The sequence below is a fragment of the Burkholderia sp. RF7-non_BP4 genome (assembly GCF_001521935.1).
In the GTDB taxonomy this organism is placed as follows: domain Bacteria; phylum Pseudomonadota; class Gammaproteobacteria; order Burkholderiales; family Burkholderiaceae; genus Burkholderia; species Burkholderia diffusa.
The window spans coordinates 230,872-247,552 of sequence record NZ_LOTA01000028.1 but is presented as its reverse complement, the minus strand read 5'-3'; the positions used below and the strand labels follow the sequence as shown (position 1 = coordinate 247,552).

The 16,681-nt window shown below is 67.7% G+C and carries 14 protein-coding genes; 6 read left to right on the top strand and 8 right to left on the bottom strand.

Annotation, left to right across the window (positions count from 1 at the left end; all coding sequences use genetic code 11):
- The first annotated feature begins 5 nt into the window (after window positions 1-5).
- Complete coding sequence (locus tag WS49_RS11000; protein ID WP_059527766.1) at window positions 6-332, top strand: DUF2917 domain-containing protein; 327 nt, start codon at window positions 6-8, stop codon at window positions 330-332.
- Here WS49_RS11000 and WS49_RS10995 read toward each other — a convergent pair.
- Window positions 305-1,537, bottom strand: a complete 1,233-nt coding sequence (locus WS49_RS10995) for a citrate/2-methylcitrate synthase (RefSeq protein WP_059527762.1) — start codon at window positions 1,535-1,537, stop codon at window positions 305-307. The two genes, WS49_RS11000 and WS49_RS10995, sit on opposite strands and share 28 nt — an antisense overlap.
- A 139-nt stretch (window positions 1,538-1,676) precedes the next feature.
- Between WS49_RS10995 and WS49_RS10990 the strand changes: the two genes are divergently transcribed.
- Window positions 1,677-3,068, top strand: a complete 1,392-nt coding sequence (locus WS49_RS10990) for a CoA transferase (RefSeq protein WP_059527759.1) — start codon at window positions 1,677-1,679, stop codon at window positions 3,066-3,068.
- 21 nt (window positions 3,069-3,089) lie between these two features.
- Here WS49_RS10990 and WS49_RS10985 read toward each other — a convergent pair whose 3' ends face one another.
- A complete protein-coding gene (locus WS49_RS10985; RefSeq protein ID WP_059528318.1) occupies window positions 3,090-3,836 on the bottom strand; it encodes a GntR family transcriptional regulator in 747 nt (248 codons plus the stop codon).
- A gap of 168 nt (window positions 3,837-4,004) precedes the next feature.
- On the opposite strand from WS49_RS10985, the gene WS49_RS10980 reads away from it, so the two are divergent.
- On the top strand, window positions 4,005-4,850 hold the full coding sequence (locus WS49_RS10980; RefSeq protein WP_059527756.1) for an aldo/keto reductase: 846 nt from the start codon (window positions 4,005-4,007) through the stop codon (window positions 4,848-4,850).
- A gap of 35 nt (window positions 4,851-4,885) precedes the next feature.
- Window positions 4,886-5,797: a hypothetical protein gene (locus WS49_RS36490; protein WP_059527753.1), complete on the top strand. Its 912-nt coding sequence runs from the start codon at window positions 4,886-4,888 to the stop codon at window positions 5,795-5,797.
- A gap of 917 nt (window positions 5,798-6,714) precedes the next feature.
- Here WS49_RS36490 and WS49_RS10970 read toward each other — a convergent pair.
- From WS49_RS10970 to WS49_RS10955, 5 genes are all read right to left on the bottom strand, one after another.
- Window positions 6,715-7,725 (bottom strand): HoxN/HupN/NixA family nickel/cobalt transporter, encoded by a 1,011-nt coding sequence (locus WS49_RS10970; RefSeq protein WP_059527750.1) that lies wholly within the window; start codon window positions 7,723-7,725, stop codon window positions 6,715-6,717.
- Window positions 7,726-7,909: 184 nt separating this feature from the next.
- Complete coding sequence (fusA, locus tag WS49_RS10965; RefSeq protein ID WP_059527747.1) at window positions 7,910-10,021, bottom strand: elongation factor G; 2,112 nt, start codon at window positions 10,019-10,021, stop codon at window positions 7,910-7,912.
- A gap of 226 nt (window positions 10,022-10,247) precedes the next feature.
- Window positions 10,248-10,748 carry a DUF192 domain-containing protein gene (locus tag WS49_RS10960; protein ID WP_059465624.1) on the bottom strand — a complete coding sequence of 167 codons (501 nt, stop codon included), beginning with the start codon at window positions 10,746-10,748 and terminating at the stop codon, window positions 10,248-10,250.
- Between the two features lie 160 nt (window positions 10,749-10,908).
- Window positions 10,909-11,127 (bottom strand): hypothetical protein, encoded by a 219-nt coding sequence (locus tag WS49_RS33390; RefSeq protein WP_072444916.1) that lies wholly within the window; start codon window positions 11,125-11,127, stop codon window positions 10,909-10,911.
- Window positions 11,128-11,408: 281 nt separating this feature from the next.
- Window positions 11,409-11,987 (bottom strand): pseudouridine synthase, encoded by a 579-nt coding sequence (locus WS49_RS10955; RefSeq protein WP_059527744.1) that lies wholly within the window; start codon window positions 11,985-11,987, stop codon window positions 11,409-11,411.
- 273 nt (window positions 11,988-12,260) lie between these two features.
- Here WS49_RS10955 and icd point away from each other — a divergent pair, with 273 nt between their 5' ends.
- Together icd and WS49_RS10940 are read left to right on the top strand one after the other, a co-directional pair.
- Entirely contained in the window at window positions 12,261-13,517 is a 1,257-nt protein-coding gene (gene icd, locus WS49_RS10945; protein ID WP_044845581.1) for an NADP-dependent isocitrate dehydrogenase, read from the top strand.
- A 280-nt stretch (window positions 13,518-13,797) separates the two neighbouring features.
- Window positions 13,798-16,026 (top strand): NADP-dependent isocitrate dehydrogenase, encoded by a 2,229-nt coding sequence (locus tag WS49_RS10940; protein ID WP_059527741.1) that lies wholly within the window; start codon window positions 13,798-13,800, stop codon window positions 16,024-16,026.
- 135 nt (window positions 16,027-16,161) lie between these two features.
- Here WS49_RS10940 and WS49_RS10935 read toward each other — a convergent pair whose 3' ends face one another.
- Window positions 16,162-16,386: a hypothetical protein gene (locus WS49_RS10935; RefSeq protein WP_006490888.1), complete on the bottom strand. Its 225-nt coding sequence runs from the start codon at window positions 16,384-16,386 to the stop codon at window positions 16,162-16,164.
- Window positions 16,387-16,681 lie beyond the last annotated feature (295 nt).

The following is a 16,681-nucleotide window of genomic DNA, read 5'->3' as shown; positions in this document are numbered from 1 at the left end:
CGGCCATGCGAGAACTGCGACTCTACGAGATGGACGGCAACGAGCCGGCCGCGCGGTGGCGGATCGTCGATCGCACCGCGCTGCAGGTCGCGGACGGCGATCTGTGGGTGACGATCGAGGGCCGGCCCGACGATCACTGGCTGCGCGCCGGCGAGACGCTGGCGCTGCTGCCCGGCATGCGCGTATGGATCAGCGCGGCGGCGGGCGGCGCGGTGTTCGCGTTCGGCCCGCAGGCGGCGCCGGCCCCGCAGGCCGCGCCGATCGCGTGGCGACGGTTCGCCGCCGCGTGGCGCGGCGGCCGTGGTCAGGCAGCCGCGTCGCTGCCGATGTAGCGCGCGCGGGGCCGGATCAGCTTGCCGTCCGCATATTGTTCGAGCGCGTGCGCGATCCAGCCCGCGGTGCGGCCGGCCGCGAACAGCGTGAACGCGGCGCCGTCCGGCAGCGCGAGCGTGCGTTCCAGCACCGCGAGCGCGAAATCGATCGACGGTCGCAGGCCGGTCGCGGCCTCGACACGCGCGGCGAGCGCACGGGCCATGCGTAGCGGCGTCCGGTCGGGCAGCATCGCGTGCAGCGCGTCGAGCAACGCGCGGGCGCGCGGGTCACCGTCGGGATAGAGCGGGTGCGCGAAACCGGACAGCGCGGTGCGCGCACCGTCCGCCCGTTCGTCGTGCGCGACGCGCAGCGCGAGGTAGCGGTCGAGGTCGGCGGCGCGCGCCGCTTCGTCGAGCAGCGCGCCCGCGCGGAACGTCTCGCCGCCGTGGCGTGGGCCCGACAGCGCCGCGAGCCCGCCCGCGATCGCACCGAACAGGTGAGTGCCGGTCGACGCGATGCAGCGCACCGCAAAGGTCGACGGGTTCAGTTCATGATCGGCGCACAGCACGAGCGCGCGGCGCAGCAGGTCGGCTTCGTCGCGTCGCCGCAGCCGCCACGCCGCGGCGAGCTGCCGATGCACGGGGGCGTCGCCCGGCGCGATGCCGGCCAGCGCGGCCGTCGTCACGCGCAGCAGCAGCGTGGCCGCGTCGAACTGCGCGTCGCGCCCCTGCGCCCACAGGCGCGGCAGCGACGCGGCCGCGGCGGGGAGCAGCACCAGCGTGCGCTCGAGCGGCGCGAGATGTGCCCAGCGGCGAGCCCAGTCGTCCCACTGCGCGGTGTCGAATCCGGTCGACGCGAGCGATGCCGCGCCAAGCCGCGCGGGCGGACAATCCCACAGCAGTGCGGCCGTTTCCTCGAGCGTCGCGTCGTTCGCGAGTGCGATCGCATCGGCGCCGCGATAGTGCAGGCGGCCGTCGGCGATCTGCGTGATCCGCGATTCGAGCACGGGCACGCCCCAGTCGAGCGAGCGTTCGGCGACGCCGCCCGCGCGTTTCGCATCGGCGCGGCGGCGTGCGAGCAGGCGCACCTCGTCCGCGTCGTAGCGGCGGCGCTTGCTCGCGCCGTCGGGCAGCGAGCGCAGCAGGCCGCGGCTCACATACGCGTAAAGGGTGCTCACGCTGACACCGAGGATGCCGGCGGCTTCCGGCGCGCTGAGGGACGTCATGCCGATCGCTCCTGTCGGGGCGCATGAAGCGCGGCCCGGCTACAACTATTCGTTATGCATTGATTCGCGCAATCAAGATTGATCGCGCCCGTCGCGAATTCTAGACTCGAATCCGTCTCCTCAACGGTTCGCTTCCACCATGACACCCGAACTCGCATTGACCCGCTTGTGGCAACTCGCGCACGGCGAACCCGGCGCGCTGGCCCGCGCGGCCGTGACGGGGCAGGACCCGACGCTGCCGTCGACGTTCCACGTCGGCACGCTCGCCGCGGCGACGATCGCGGCAGCCGGGCTCGCGGCGGCGGAATGCCACCGGCTGCGCACGGGCATCGCGCAGCGCGTCGACGTATCGATGCGCGACGCGCTCGTCGCATTCCGGAGCGAACGCTACCTGCGCGTGGACGACGGCCTGCCGCCCGAGCCGCGCCATCCGGTGACGGGCTTCTACGACACGCGCGACGGACGCTGGATCCAGCTGCATGCAAACTTTCCGCATCACCTGCACGGGATTCTCGACGTGCTCGGCTGCGGCCCGCAGCGTGACGACGTTGCCGCCGCGATCCGCACATGGGACGGCGCGGCGCTCGATACCGCGCTGGCCGAGGCCGGCCTGTGCGCGGCATTGATCAGAACCCCTGACGAATGGGTGGCGCACGACCAGGCACGCGCGCTCGCGTCGCTGCCGTTGTTCGAGATCGAGCGGATCGGCGACGCGCCCGTCGAGGCGATCGGCCGCGGCGAGCCCGACCAGCCGCTCGCGGGCGTGCGCGTGCTCGATCTCACGCGCATCATCGCGGGGCCGGTCGCGGGCCGCACGCTGGCATCGCACGGTGCGCAGACGCTGCTCGTCAACGGTCCGCACCTGCCGAACATCGCATCGCTCGTGATCGACAACGGGCGCGGCAAGCGTTCGACGTGGATCGACCTGCGCGAGGCGGCCGGCGTTGCCACGCTGCGCGAACTCGCACGCGATGCCGATGTATTCCTGCAGGCTTATCGCCCCGGCGCGCTCGCGGCGCGCGGGTTCTCTCCGCAGGCGCTGGCGGAATTGCGGCCCGGCATCGTGTGCGTGTCGGTATCCGCGTACGGGCATGCGGGGCCGTGGTCGATGCGGCGCGGCTTCGACAGCCTCGTGCAGTCGGCGAGCGGTATCGCCTGGCACGAGCAGCATGCCGCGCACGCGGATCGCCCGCGCCATCTGCCGTGCCAGGCGCTCGATCATGCGACGGGCTATCTCGCGGCGTTCGGCGCGATGATCGCGCTCGCGCGCCGTGCGACGGAAGGCGGGAGCTGGCACGTGCGGCTGTCGCTCGCGCAGACGGGGCGCTGGCTGCAATCGTTCGGCACGGTGCCGGACGGCCTGCATGCACCGGATTTCACGTTCGACGACGTGCGCGACCGGATCGACCGGACCGCTTCGCCGTTCGGCGTGATCGATGCCGTGCGTCCGGCCGAACGCCTGTCGGCGACGCCGCCGCGATTCACGCGGCCGCCCGTGCCGCTCGGCACGGACGAAGCGCGCTGGCGATGAGCGCGGGCGGCGCCGCGCGCATTACTTGCGCAGCTCGACGACGAAGTCGTAGTAGTCGTTGCGGCAGTAGGTATCGGTGAGCTCGATCGCGCGCTGGTCGGCCGTATAGCCGATTCGCGTGATCAGCAGCAGCGCGTCGTGCGGCGCGATGCCCATCTGCTGCGCGATCTCGTCGGTCGCGTTGACCGCGCGGAAATGCTGCAGCGCGCGCACGATCGGCGTGCCGCGTGCTTCGAGATAGCTGTACAGCGACCCGCCGATCGCTTGCGGATCGGGAATCAGCGTGGCGGGAAACGTCGAGTTCTCGACGGCCATCACGATGCCGTCGGCGAGGCGCAGGCGTTTCAGCCGTGTAACCGACGCGGCCGGCGACAGGCCGAGCTGGATGACTTCGTCGCGGTTCGCCGGCTGAATCTCGCGTTCGAGCCACTGCGAGCTCGGCTTGAAGCCACGGCGCTCGAGCATCTCGCTGAAGCTCGACAGCCGCGACAGCGGATCCTCGTAGCGCGGCTGGATGAAGTTGCCGGCGCCTTGCGTGCGGCGGATCAAGCCCTGCTCGACGAGCAGCGCGATCGCCTTGCGCGCGGTGATGCGCGACACGCCGAGCGCTTCGGACAGCACGCGTTCGGACGGCAGCGCCTCGCCGGCCGCCCAGCGATTGTCGTGGATCGCGTCGCCGAGCTTGCGGGCGAGCTGCAGGTAGAGCGGCGTATCGTTCTCGGGGTCGGGGCGCAGGTCCTGCCAGCGGTCGTCCGTGGGTGCCTTCATGGAATGGGTATCGATCAGATTGCCGGCCATTCTAAGTCATCATGCGGCGCCGTTATATCCGGTTTTTGCCGTGCAGCAGGTGGACGCCGCACCGATTGACTACACTGATGCGTCGTATTCGATGCTACGGCCGCGGGTGCGCGGCCACCAATCCGCAGCGAGGAGCGCATGACAGACACGATCGCCACGGTCGTCCTGCCGGACGGCGAGACCATTCCGAAGCTCGGCCTGGGCACATGGGAAATGGGCGAGCGGCCCGCGCGTCGCGCGGACGAGATCGCCGCATTGCGCGAAGGTATCGCGCTCGGGATGACGCTGGTCGATACCGCGGAGATGTACGGCGACGGCGCGACCGAGGTGCTCGTCGGGGAGGCGCTGACCGGATTGCGCGACGGCGTGTTCCTTGTCAGCAAGGTGTATCCGCATCATGCGAGCCGGCGGGGCGTCGTCGCCGCGTGCGAAGCGAGCCTCAAGCGTTTGCGTACCGACCGTCTCGACCTGTACCTGCTGCACTGGCGTGGTTCGGTGCCGCTCGAGGAGACGGTCGAAGGATTCGAGGCGCTGCGGCGTGCGGGCAAGATCCGCCATTGGGGTGTCAGCAACTTCGATACGGCCGACATGGCGGAACTCGTCGACGAGGCGGGCGGCGGCGCGTGCGCGACCAACCAGATCCTCTACAACGTCGCGCGGCGCGGCCCGGAATTCGATCTGCTGCCATGGCTCGCCAAGCACCGGATGCCGGCGATGGCATACAGCCCGGTCGATCACGGGCGGCTGCCGAAGCGTTCGCCGCTCGACGAGATCGCGCGGCAACGCGGTGTGTCGGTGATGCGCGTCGCGCTTGCCTGGGTGCTCGCGCGGCCGGGTGTATTCGCGATCCCGAAGGCATCGCGGATCGAACATGTCCGCGACAATCGCGCGGCGCTCGATCTCGTGTTGAGCGATGACGAGCGCGCGCAACTCGACGGCTATTTCCGTCCGCCGCGCAGCAAGCGCGCGCTCGAAATGCTCTGACCGTAGCGGGTCAGGCGATGCGTCGATCAGTGGCCATGGCCACCGGCCGATCCGCCGTTGCCGCCGGCGCCGCCATTGCCGTTCCCGACACCGTTGGCACCGCCGTTGCCGGCGCCGCCGCTCCCGTTGCCATTACCGTTGCCGCCGCCGTTGCCGTGGCCACCGTTGCCGCTGCCGCCGCCGGTGCCGCTGCCGCCACCATTGCCGTGACCGCCGTTGCCACCGCCGGCACCGCCGCTGCCGCCGCTGCCGCCGCTGCCGCCGCTGCCGCCGCTGCCGCCGCTGCCGCTGCCGCCGCCGTTGCCGGTGCCGCCACCATTACCGTGACCGCCGTTGCCGCCGGTACCGCCGCTGCCGCCGCCACCGTTGCCACCGCCGCTGCCACCGCCGGTACCGCCACCATTGCCGTGACCGCCGTTGCCACCGCCGGTACCGCCGCTGCCGCCGCCACCGCCGCCACCGTTGCCACCGTTGCCACCGCCGCTGCCACCGCCGCTGCCACCGCCGCTGCCACCGCCGGTACCGCCACCATTGCCGTGACCGCCGTTGCCACCGCCGGTACCGCCACCGCTGCCGCTGCCGCTGCCGCCGCCGCCGCCGCCGCCGCCGCCGCCGCTGCCGCTGCCGCCGCCGCCGCCGCCGCCGCCGCCGCCGTTGCCGCTGCCGCTGCCGCCACCATTACCGTGACCACCACCGCCGCCGCCGCTACCGCCGCTGCCGCCGCCGTTACCACCGCCCCCATGCCCACCCGAGGAGCCGCCGCCCGAGGAGCCGCCGCCCGAGGAGCCACCGCCCGAGGAGCCACCACCCGAGGAGCCGCCACCCGAGGAGCCACCACCCGAGGAACCGCCACCCGAGGAACCACCACCCGAGGAACCACCACCCGAGGAGCCACCACCCGAGGAACCACCACCCGAGGAGCCACCACCCGAGGAGCCGCCCCCTGAGGAGCCACCACCCGAGGAGCCACCACCCGAGGAACCACCACCCGAGGAGCCACCACCCGAGGAGCCGCCCCCTGAGGAGCCACCACCCGAGGAACCGCCACCCGAGGAACCGCCACCCGAGGAACCGCCACCCGAGGAACCACCACCCGAGGAGCCGCCACCCGAGGAGCCGCCACCCGAGGAACCGCCACCCGAAGTGCCGTTACCCGAGGTCCCGCCGCCTTTACCCCCGTTGCCCGATGCACCGCCGCTACGACCTGTTCCGCTCGTACCACCGGATGTCGCCCCGATCGATCCACCGACGCCCGCAGGCCCGACGGCGCCGCTTCCGCCATTCCCGCTGTTCCCCGGACTGCTACCGCCAGAGGTACTTCCGGCACCGCTGCCCACAGCGCCGCGGCCGGCATATATGTGTACCGCGCAAGCAGCCGGACCGGCGGCGCAGGACGCCGAGTCCTCGGCGAGCATCATGACGGGGTCTGCGCTGGCGGTCGGGTCGGACGCGACGTCGGGCATCGAGTCCTGAGCAATCGCGTAAGAACAGCAGCACGCAAACGCGGCTGCGGCCAGCAGGGTCGTGCGATAGCACCGTCCCGCCGTGCGGGACCGTTGATTCGTTCTGCTCATTATTGATCTCCCCGATGCGCGCGATGCCTCGTCACGCGCGACCATCAACGTGTGATGCAGGGGACCAGCAACGATGCATTGTCGTATCGGCGGCCGATGCGTGTCGGACTGGCGTCAGAGGCCAGCCGGGAACACGAATCGGCCCGCGGGCCCGCCGTGCGAATCCCTAACTGCGAGATTCGTGCCAACGGCCGGCCATGTCCGTGGCGCAAGGCGCGCATGTATCGCGTGACAGCGCGTGATACGCCGTCGTGAGCTTTTTGTTTCCGAAATGAAACGTCTGACTAGTTCTATCGCGCCGTCGTGTCGGCAGCGCGCGGCCAGCGGTGGCAGAGGATCGACGCGATCCAGGCGACGAGAAACAGCGCGACGATGCCGTAACCGATCGCGCCGAAGCGCGCGCCAAGCGCGTCGAGCACATCGCGTACGGGGCCCGTCAGCGACAGCTTGTCGGCGAGCAGGCCGGCGGCTTCGATCCCGCCGACCGCCAGTGCGACGGCCGCCGACAGCAGCGTGATGCTCGCGTTATAGAGCAGCTTGCGCCGCGGATCGTCCATCGCCCAGCCGTACGCATGGATCATCAGCACATTGTCGGTCGAGTCGATCAGCGTCATGCCGGCCGCGAACAGCGCGGGAAACAGCATGACCGAATGGATCGGCAGCGCGTGGCTCGCCTGCGTGGCCGCGATCGCGAGCAACGCGATTTCTGTTGCAGTATCGAAACCGAGGCCGAACAGCACGCCGACCGGATACATGTGCCAGCTTCTCGACACGAACCGGAACAGCGGACGCAGCAGCCGCGATACGATGCCGCTCGCGCGATGCGTGTGCGCGGCGCCGGGAGCCGCGTCCGGTGCGCCGCGATAGCGCCGCCACACGTCGCGCAGGATCGCCAGGTTCATGCACGCGAGCACGAGCAGGAAGGTCGCGGACACCGCCGTGCCGATCGTGCCGCCGATCTCGCGGAATGCGTCGAAGCGGTCGCGCAGCGCGAACGCGCTCAGCGCGATGCCGAGCGTCGCGACGACCACGATCGTCGAGTGGCCGAGCGAGAAGAACAGGCCGACCGTCACCGGACGCTGGCCGTCCTGCATCAGCTTGCGCGTCGCGACGTCGATCGCGGCGATGTGATCGGCGTCGACCGCATGACGCAGCCCGAGCCCGTACGCGATCGCCGCGGTGCCCAGCAGCAGCGGATGGTCGTGCAGCACCGCGAGCGCCCACAGCCAGACGGCGACATTTGCGGCGATGAGGCCGGCATACAGCATCAGCAGTCGGCGCAGGGCAGGGGTGGGCGGCATCGGGCTGGTTCCATCGGACGAATCGCGATGCATTGTGGCATGCGCAAAAATGGCCTGGCGTGCCGATCAAAAACGGCGTCGGGGCGTCGGCCACCCAGCCGTGCTGCGTCGGACGGACGAAAAAAAGCCCGTCCGGAACCGGACGGGCCTGAGGTCTGCGCGCAGCAGGGCGCGCACCCCGCGCTTACTTCACTTTCGCGTTGATCACGCCTTCCGACACGTTCGCCGGCGTTTCCGCGTACTGCTTGAACTCCATCGTGTACGTCGCACGACCTTGCGTCGCCGAGCGCAGCGACGTCGAATAGCCGAACATCTCGGCAAGCGGCACCTCGGCGCGCACCAGCTTGCCGCCGCCGCCCGCGATGTCCTCCATCCCCTGCACGATGCCGCGCCGGCTCGACAGGTCGCCCATCACGTTGCCCATGAAGTCCTCGGGCGTCTCGACCTCGACCGCCATCATCGGCTCGAGCAGCACCGGCTTCGCGCGGCGCATCGCTTCCTTGAACGCCATCGAGCCGGCCATCCGGAACGCGTTTTCGTTCGAGTCGACGTCGTGGTACGAGCCGAACGTCAGGTGCACCTTCACGTCGACGACCGGGTAGCCCGCGAGCACGCCGCTCTTCAGCGTTTCGATGATGCCCTTGTCGACGGCCGGGATGAATTCGCGCGGAATCACGCCGCCCTTGATCTCGTCGAGGAACTCGTAGCCCTTGCCGGGGTTCGGCTCCAGCGTGATCACCGCATGCCCGTACTGGCCGCGCCCGCCCGACTGCTTGACGAACTTGCCTTCGACATCGGCCGCCGTCGTGCGCACCGTCTCGCGATACGCGACCTGCGGCTTGCCGACCGTCGCCTCGACGCCGAACTCGCGCTTCATCCGGTCGACCAGGATTTCGAGGTGCAGCTCGCCCATCCCCGAGATGATCGTCTGGCCGGATTCCTCGTCGGTCTGCACGCGGAACGACGGATCTTCCTGCGCGAGACGGTTCAGCGCGAGGCCCATCTTTTCCTGGTCGGCCTTCGTCTTCGGCTCGACCGCCTGCGAGATCACCGGCTCCGGGAATTCCATCTTCTCGAGGATGATCGGCTTGGCCGGATCGCACAGCGTGTCGCCCGTCGTCGCTTCCTTCAGGCCGACCGCCGCCGCGATGTCGCCCGCGCGCACTTCCTTGATTTCCTTGCGCTCGTTCGCGTGCATCTGCAGGATCCGGCCGAGCCGCTCCTTCTTGTCCTTCGTCGCGTTCAGGACCGTGTCGCCCGATTCGACGACGCCCGAGTACACGCGGAAGAAGATCAGCTGGCCGACGAACGGGTCGGTCATGATCTTGAACGCGAGCGACGAGAACGGCTCGTCGTCGCTCGGATGACGTTCCGCCGGCTTCTCCGGATCGTGGAAGTCGTGGCCGAGGATCGCGGGCACGTCGACCGGCGACGGCAGGTAGTCGATCACCGCGTCGAGCATCGCCTGCACGCCCTTGTTCTTGAACGCGCTGCCGCACAGCATCGGCACGATCTCGTTCGCGATCGTGCGCTGGCGCAGCGCGGCCTTGATCTCGTCCTCGGTCAGCGATTCATGGTCGTGCAGGTACTTCTCGAGCAGTTCCTCGCTGGCTTCCGCGGCGGCTTCGACCATCTTCTCGCGCCATTCGTGCGCGAGCTCGACGAGATTCGACGGGATGTCCTCGTACGTGAATTTCACGCCCTGGCTTTCGTCGTCCCAGACGATCGCCTTCATCTTCACGAGATCGACGACGCCCTGGAAATGATCTTCCGCGCCGATCGGAATCTGGATCGGCACGGCGACGCCCTTCAGGCGCTCGCCGATCTGGCGCTGCACGCGGAAGAAGTCCGCGCCGACGCGGTCCATCTTGTTGACGAACGCGATGCGCGGCACCTTGTACTTGTTCGCCTGGCGCCACACGGTCTCGGATTGCGGCTGCACGCCGCCGACCGAGTCGTAGACCATGCACGCACCGTCGAGCACGCGCATCGAGCGCTCGACCTCGATCGTGAAGTCGACGTGCCCGGGGGTGTCGATGATGTTGATCCGGTGTTCCGGATAGTTGCCGGCCATGCCCTTCCAGAAGGCCGTGGTCGCGGCCGACGTGATCGTGATGCCGCGTTCCTGCTCCTGCTCCATCCAGTCCATCGTGGCCGCGCCGTCGTGCACTTCACCGATCTTGTGGCTCACGCCGGTGTAAAACAGGATGCGCTCGGTCGTCGTGGTCTTGCCGGCATCGATGTGAGCACTGATCCCGATATTGCGATAGCGCTCGATGGGGGTTTTGCGGGGCACGTGAACCTCCTGGTGGTTCGGATCGTAAGCGGGCCGGCTGCACCGGCCCGGGCTGGAACTAGCGAGATTTAAAGCATAGCGCTTGTCCGTGGCTTTTGCAGATGCGGGCAGCATTGGCCGAATCAAGGCGCGCGTCGGCGTCGGCCGGCGAAAAAAAAACCGGCGCCCAACACAAGAATGGGCGGCCGGCTTCGGTCGACGTGCGGCGGCGCCGCGGCAATGGCCGTTACTGGGCCTTGGGCAGGCCTTCGAGCTTCATGCCCGGCTTGATGCCCTTCGCCGCGAACCAGCCCTTGCTCATTTCGAGCGCATAGACGCCGTTGTTGCGCGGGCAGTGGTTGTCGGTCGTCTCGGCCTTCATCTCGTCGATGTCGGTGATCGTGCCGTCCGCGCGGATGAACGCGATCGACAGCGGGATCAGCGTGTTCTTCATCCAGAAGCAGTGCACGGCGTTCTCGTTGAACACGAACAGCATGCCTTCGTTCGGCGCGAGCTGCGACCGGTACATCAGCCCCTGTTCGCGGTCGGCGTCGTTCGCGGCGACGGCCGCGTCGATCACGTACATGCCGGCGCGCAGCTTCGCGCGCGGGAACTCGCTCGGCTGCTTGGCGCCGGGCGGCATCTGCGCGTGGGCGGTCTGCATGCCGAGCGCGAGGACGGCGAGCGCGGCGGGAAACACGGCGGCGCGCGCAAGGCGGCCGAGCGACGAGCGCAGGGAGAATCGCACAGCAGGGCTCCTATCGGGAAAACGAGACCCGCATGGTACGCGAAGCGCGCCGGCGGGCACAAAAAAGAAAAAGGCAGATCGCCTCGCGGTGATCTGCCTTTCAACGCCGTAAGAACGGCAAGACTGCGTGTTCTTGACTGCGTTATTACAGCTTGCTTACTTAGTTCGAAGCAGCTGCCGGTGCTTCGGCTTCGCTAGCTGCCTTCTTGGCTGCGTGGTGCTTCTTAGCAGCGTGGTGCTTCTTGTGCGTTGCCTTCTTAGCCGGTGCCGAAGCAGCTTCTGCCGGAGCAGCAGCAGCCGGAGCGGCCGGAGCCGAAGCTTGTGCGAAAGCAGCCGTTGCGAAGAGGCCAGCGACCAGAGCAGCGATCAGTTTGTTCATGTTGTGTTCCTCAGCTTTAGTTAATTAACCAAATGACCCGGCAATAGGAGTCATGTCGTCTAACGGTGCCATCCACCTTTCGGTTGACAGACGCTTCGAGAAATTTCTCATTGCGCTGCGGGCGCCGAATCGTATTCGATGAAAACGTCGCTTTCGTGACGCAAACACGGATTCGGCTGCCAATGCCGGATAGCTAAGGTTGGCATCTGCGTGGTTTAACGCGCGATCTTCGCAGGCGGTTGACGAAAAAGATGACGAAAAATTCACGCGACCGGAATGCGTCATTCAGCGCGTGCAAAACCGTCCCATGGGGCGCGCGGCGGCAGCGCGATTGTTTCGCCCGGTGCAATGCCGAGCGCGAATATGTCGAGCGCGCCAATGCCGACGCGCACGAGACGCAACGTCGGGAAACCGATCGCGGCGGTCATGCGCCGCACCTGCCGATTCTTGCCTTCGGTGATCGCGAGTTCGATCCACGTGGTCGGGATCGCGGCGCGATAGCGGATCGGCGGATTGCGCGGCCACAGCGTGTCGGGCGGTTCGATGAATTCGGCGCGGCACGGGCGCGTCACGTAGTCGCCGAGATCGACGCCGCGCGCGAGCGCCTTCAGGTCGGCCGGGCCCGGCGCGCCGTCGACCTGCGCCCAGTAGCGCTTGACGAGCTTGTGGCGCGGCTCGGCGATGCGCGCCTGCAGCGCGCCGTCGTCGGTGAGCAGCAGCAGGCCCTCGCTGTCCGCGTCGAGCCGGCCGGCCGGGTAGACGCCGGGTGCTTTCACCCAGTCGCCGAGCGACGGCCGCGTCTCGTGCGCGGAAAACTGGCAAATCGTGCCGAACGGCTTGTTGAGGGCGATCAGGGTCATGTCGAGGCGCCCGCCCGACGTGCCGCGGGAAGCGGGACGGGCGGTCTATGGCAAATGGCGGAATCTTAATGCATAATACGGAACGGCAAGTCCTCTGTCTTATATAAGACATAAGGGAAGACTTGATACGCAGCGTCGCGCTTCGTGCCGCCGGCCCCGGTTGGGGCGCTAGAATAGCGCTCGCTGTTGCCGTCACGAGGGTGGCAGGGCCACCTCGCCGCGCGCGCAGTTTCGACCAGCATCACCTGCTCAGCCACGTCACTGGAGTCGATCATGCCGTATCAGCACATCAAGGTTCCGGAGGGCGGTGACAAGATCACCGTCAACAAGGACTTCTCGCTCAACGTTTCCGATCAGCCGATCATTCCCTATATCGAAGGCGACGGTACGGGCTTCGACATCACGCCGGTGATGATCAAGGTCGTCGACGCGGCGGTCGCGCATGCCTACAAGGGCAAGCGCAAGATCCACTGGATGGAGATCTTCGCGGGCGAGAAGGCGACGAAGGTGTACGGTCCGGACGTGTGGCTGCCGGACGAAACGCTGCAGGTGCTGAAGGAATACGTGGTGTCGATCAAGGGGCCGCTCACGACCCCGGTCGGCGGCGGCATCCGTTCGCTGAACGTCGCGCTGCGCCAGGAACTCGACCTCTACGTGTGCCTGCGCCCGGTCCAGTATTTCAAGGGCGTGCCGTCGCCGGTGCGCGAGCCGCAAAAGATCGACATGGTGATCTTCCGCGAGAACTCGGAAGACATCTACGCAGGCATCGAATGGGCCGCGGGCTCCGAGCAGGCGAAGAAGGTCATCAAGTTCCTGCAGGAAGAAATGGGCGTGAAGAAGATCCGCTTCCCGGAAACCTCGGGGATCGGCGTCAAACCCGTGTCGACGGAAGGCACCGAGCGTCTCGTGCGCAAGGCGATCCAGTATGCGATCGACAACGATCGCAAGTCGGTCACGCTGGTGCACAAGGGCAACATCATGAAGTTCACGGAAGGCCTGTTCCGTGACGCCGGCTACGCGCTCGCGCAGAAGGAGTTCGGCGGCGAGCTGATCGACGGCGGCCCGTGGATGCGCGTGAAGAACCCGAAGACGGGCAACGAGATCGTCATCAAGGATTCGATCGCCGACGCGTTCCTGCAGCAGATCCTGCTGCGCCCGGCCGAATACGACGTGATCGCGACGCTGAACCTGAACGGCGACTACATCTCCGACGCGCTGGCCGCTCAGGTCGGCGGCATCGGGATCGCGCCGGGCGCGAACCTGTCGGATTCGGTCGCGATGTTCGAGGCGACCCACGGCACGGCGCCGAAGTACGCGGGCAAGGATTACGTGAACCCCGGTTCCGAGATCCTGTCGGCGGAAATGATGCTGCGCCACCTCGGCTGGACGGAAGCGGCCGATACGATCATCGCCGCGATGGAGAAGTCGATCCTGCAGAAGCGCGTCACGTACGACTTCGCGCGCCTGATGGAAGGCGCGACGCAGGTGTCGTGCTCCGGCTTCGGCGAAGTGCTGATCGAGAACATGTAAGTCCCGTTCCGGGGCAGGCCGGCGGACCGCCGGCAGCCCCGGCGCCTACTGCCGGCGCCGGGGCATTTCATGAACGGCAGGTTTGTTGGCAGGGCGGTCCGGCATGCGGGCCGCGGCGCCGCGATGCGGCCCGCACGCCCTGCAAGGTAGAACATGACGGCCCTCGCAACACCACCGTCCGGCTAGCCGGCACGCCCCTTTCGCGATCGACCCGGTCGCTCCCCGCCGATTACCGTCGGCGCTCCTCAGTCCCAAATTTTCACGTAGCAACGCATCGACCATGTCCACTTCGCCCAAGATCATCTATACCCTCACCGACGAAGCGCCGGCGCTCGCGACCTATTCGCTGCTGCCGATCGTCAAGGCCTTCACGCGCTCGTCGGGCGTCGCCGTCGAAACGCGCGACATCTCGCTCGCCGGCCGCATCATCGCGGCATTCGCCGACGTCCTGCCGCCGGAGCAGAAGGGTTCCGACGATCTGGCCGAACTGGGCCAGCTCACGCTGAAGCCGGAAGCGAACATCATCAAGCTGCCGAACATCAGCGCATCGGTGCCGCAGCTCAAGGCCGCGATCGCCGAATTGCAGGCGCAGGGCTACAAGCTGCCGGCGTACCCGGAAGAGCCGTCGACCGACGAAGAGAAGGCCGTCAAGGCCCGCTACGACAAGATCAAGGGCAGCGCGGTGAACCCGGTGCTGCGCGAAGGCAACTCCGACCGTCGCGCGCCGCTGTCGGTCAAGAACTACGCACGCAAGCACCCGCACAAGATGGGCGCATGGAAGGCGACGTCGAAGGCGCACGTCGCGCACATGAGCGAAGGCGACTTCTACGGCAGCGAGAAGTCGGCGCTGATCGCCGATGCCGGCAGCGTGAAGATCGAACTCACGACGGCCGACGGCGTGAAGAAGGTGCTGAAGGAAAAGACGGCCGTGAAGGCCGGTGAAGTCATCGATGCATCGGTGATGAGCCGCAAGGCGCTGCGCAGCTTCATCGAAGCGCAGATCGCCGACGCGAAGGCGCAGGACGTGCTGTTCTCGGTGCACCTGAAGGCGACCATGATGAAGGTCTCGGACCCGATCCTGTTCGGTCACTTCGTGTCGGTGTTCTACCGCGACGCGCTCGCGAAGCACGCGGACGTGCTGGCGCAGGCCGGCTTCAACCCGAACAACGGCATCGGCGACCTGTACGCGCGCCTGAAGGACCTGCCGGCCGACACGCGCGAAGCGATCGAAGCCGACGTCAAGGCCGAATACGCAGCGCGTCCGCGCCTCGCGATGGTCAACTCGGACAAGGGCATCACGAACCTGCACGTGCCGAGCGACGTGATCGTCGACGCATCGATGCCGGCGATGATCCGTGAGTCGGGCTGCATGTGGGGCCCGGACGGCGAACTGTACGACGCGAAGGCCGTGATTCCGGACCGCTGCTACGCGGGTGTCTACCAGGCCGTGATCGAGGACTGCAAGCAGCACGGCGCATTCGACCCGGTCACGATGGGCAGCGTGCCGAACGTCGGCCTGATGGCGCAGGCAGCCGAGGAATACGGTTCGCACGACAAGACGTTCCAGATCCCGGCCGACGGCGTCGTGCGCGTCACGGACGACGCCGGCAACGTGCTGCTCGAGCACGCGGTCGAGTCGGGCGACATCTGGCGCATGTGCCAGACGAAGGACGCGCCGGTGCAGGACTGGGTCAAGCTCGCGGTGAACCGCGCCCGCGCGACCGGCGCGCCGGCCGTGTTCTGGCTCGATCCGGCACGTGCGCACGACGCGCAGATCATCGCGAAGGTCGAACGCTACCTGAAGGATCACGACACGAACGGCCTCGACATCCGCATCATGACGCCGGAAGACGCCACGCGCTTCTCGCTCGAGCGCATCCGCGCGGGCAAGGACACGATCTCGGTCACGGGCAACGTGCTGCGCGACTACCTGACCGACCTGTTCCCGATCATGGAACTCGGCACCAGCGCGAAGATGCTGTCGATCGTGCCGCTGATGGCCGGCGGCGGGATGTTCGAAACGGGCGCGGGCGGCTCGGCGCCGAAGCACGTGCAGCAGTTCGTCGAGGAAGGCTTCCTGCGCTGGGATTCGCTCGGCGAATTCCTCGCGCTGGCCGCGTCGCTCGAACATCTCGGCAACGCGTATCAGAACCCGAAGGCGCTCGTGCTCGCGAAGACGCTCGACCAGGCGACCGGCAAGTTCCTGGACGAGAACAAATCGCCGGCGCGCAAGGTCGGCGGCCTCGACAACCGCGGCAGCCACTTCTATCTGTGCCTCTACTGGGCGCAGGCGCTGGCCGAGCAGACCGAGGACGCCGCGCTGAAGGCGCAGTTCGAAGGCGTCGCGAAGGCGCTGTCCGACAACGAGGCGCGCATCCTGGAAGAACTGTCGGCGGCGCAGGGCAGCGCGCAGGCGATCGGCGGCTACTACCGTCCGAACGTCGAGCTGACGAGCCGGGCGATGCGTCCGAGCGCAACGCTGAACGGCATCGTCGACGCAGTCGCCTGACGCGGGCCGCGCTCCCGCGCGCGCCACGGCAGCGGCGGCGGCACCAGCCGATGCGGCGGGCCTGGCGGCTCGCCGTTCCGCCGAACATGAAAACGCCCCGGTCACCCGGGGCGTTTTTCGTTGCCGGCGTGCCATTCAGACGTGCACGATTTCCCACTCGGCGATTTCGTGCGGCACTTCGAGCGTGGCCGTATCCAGTTCGGACAGTTGCTCGCAGTCGCCGCGGGAGATGTGGTCGGCCGCCACTTCCGGGCACGAGAACGCGCCGAGCAGGGCGTTGCCGAACGTCGCTTCCCAGCCGCCGTTACCCGGCAGGATGTAGAACGACCCGAGCGCTGAACCAAAGCGAAATCCCTTCATTTCCGTTCTCCCTTTCTGATCACAAGCGATTCTGTTGTGCCGCCCGCCGGTTCGTCCGGCCGTGGCCCGTCTGGCTGCTTGCGCCGGATTCCGTATCGACCGTCGTGGCGAAGCGTCAGTGCATGGGACAAAGTCTACGTCCGGGGCCGCGCCCGATGGCGCGCGTAGAGCGCTTTCTCGAAACAAAAATTCTTCCGTAAAAACAGTGGTTTATTTCGCGCGTTTTGTATTGCGGAACGTTTTTTGGCATCGCGAAACAACCAATTTGTGCCGTGCACCACGAATTTTTATAACG

Excerpts from the sequence above, each read along its gene's own strand:
- WS49_RS11000 (WP_059527766.1), top strand. The coding sequence starts at position 6 with ATGCGAGAACTGCGACTCTACGAGATGGACGGCAACGAGCCGGCCGCG.
- WS49_RS10995 (WP_059527762.1), bottom strand. The coding sequence starts at position 1,537 with ATGACGTCCCTCAGCGCGCCGGAAGCCGCCGGCATCCTCGGTGTCAGC.
- WS49_RS10990 (WP_059527759.1), top strand. The coding sequence starts at position 1,677 with ATGACACCCGAACTCGCATTGACCCGCTTGTGGCAACTCGCGCACGGC.
- WS49_RS10985 (WP_059528318.1), bottom strand. The coding sequence starts at position 3,836 with ATGAAGGCACCCACGGACGACCGCTGGCAGGACCTGCGCCCCGACCCC.
- WS49_RS10980 (WP_059527756.1), top strand. The coding sequence starts at position 4,005 with ATGACAGACACGATCGCCACGGTCGTCCTGCCGGACGGCGAGACCATT.
- WS49_RS36490 (WP_059527753.1), top strand. The coding sequence starts at position 4,886 with ATGGCCACCGGCCGATCCGCCGTTGCCGCCGGCGCCGCCATTGCCGTT.
- WS49_RS10970 (WP_059527750.1), bottom strand. The coding sequence starts at position 7,725 with ATGCCGCCCACCCCTGCCCTGCGCCGACTGCTGATGCTGTATGCCGGC.
- WS49_RS33390 (WP_072444916.1), bottom strand. The coding sequence starts at position 11,127 with ATGAACAAACTGATCGCTGCTCTGGTCGCTGGCCTCTTCGCAACGGCT.
- WS49_RS10955 (WP_059527744.1), bottom strand. The coding sequence starts at position 11,987 with ATGACCCTGATCGCCCTCAACAAGCCGTTCGGCACGATTTGCCAGTTT.
- icd (WP_044845581.1), top strand. The coding sequence starts at position 12,261 with ATGCCGTATCAGCACATCAAGGTTCCGGAGGGCGGTGACAAGATCACC.
- WS49_RS10940 (WP_059527741.1), top strand. The coding sequence starts at position 13,798 with ATGTCCACTTCGCCCAAGATCATCTATACCCTCACCGACGAAGCGCCG.
- WS49_RS10935 (WP_006490888.1), bottom strand. The coding sequence starts at position 16,386 with ATGAAGGGATTTCGCTTTGGTTCAGCGCTCGGGTCGTTCTACATCCTG.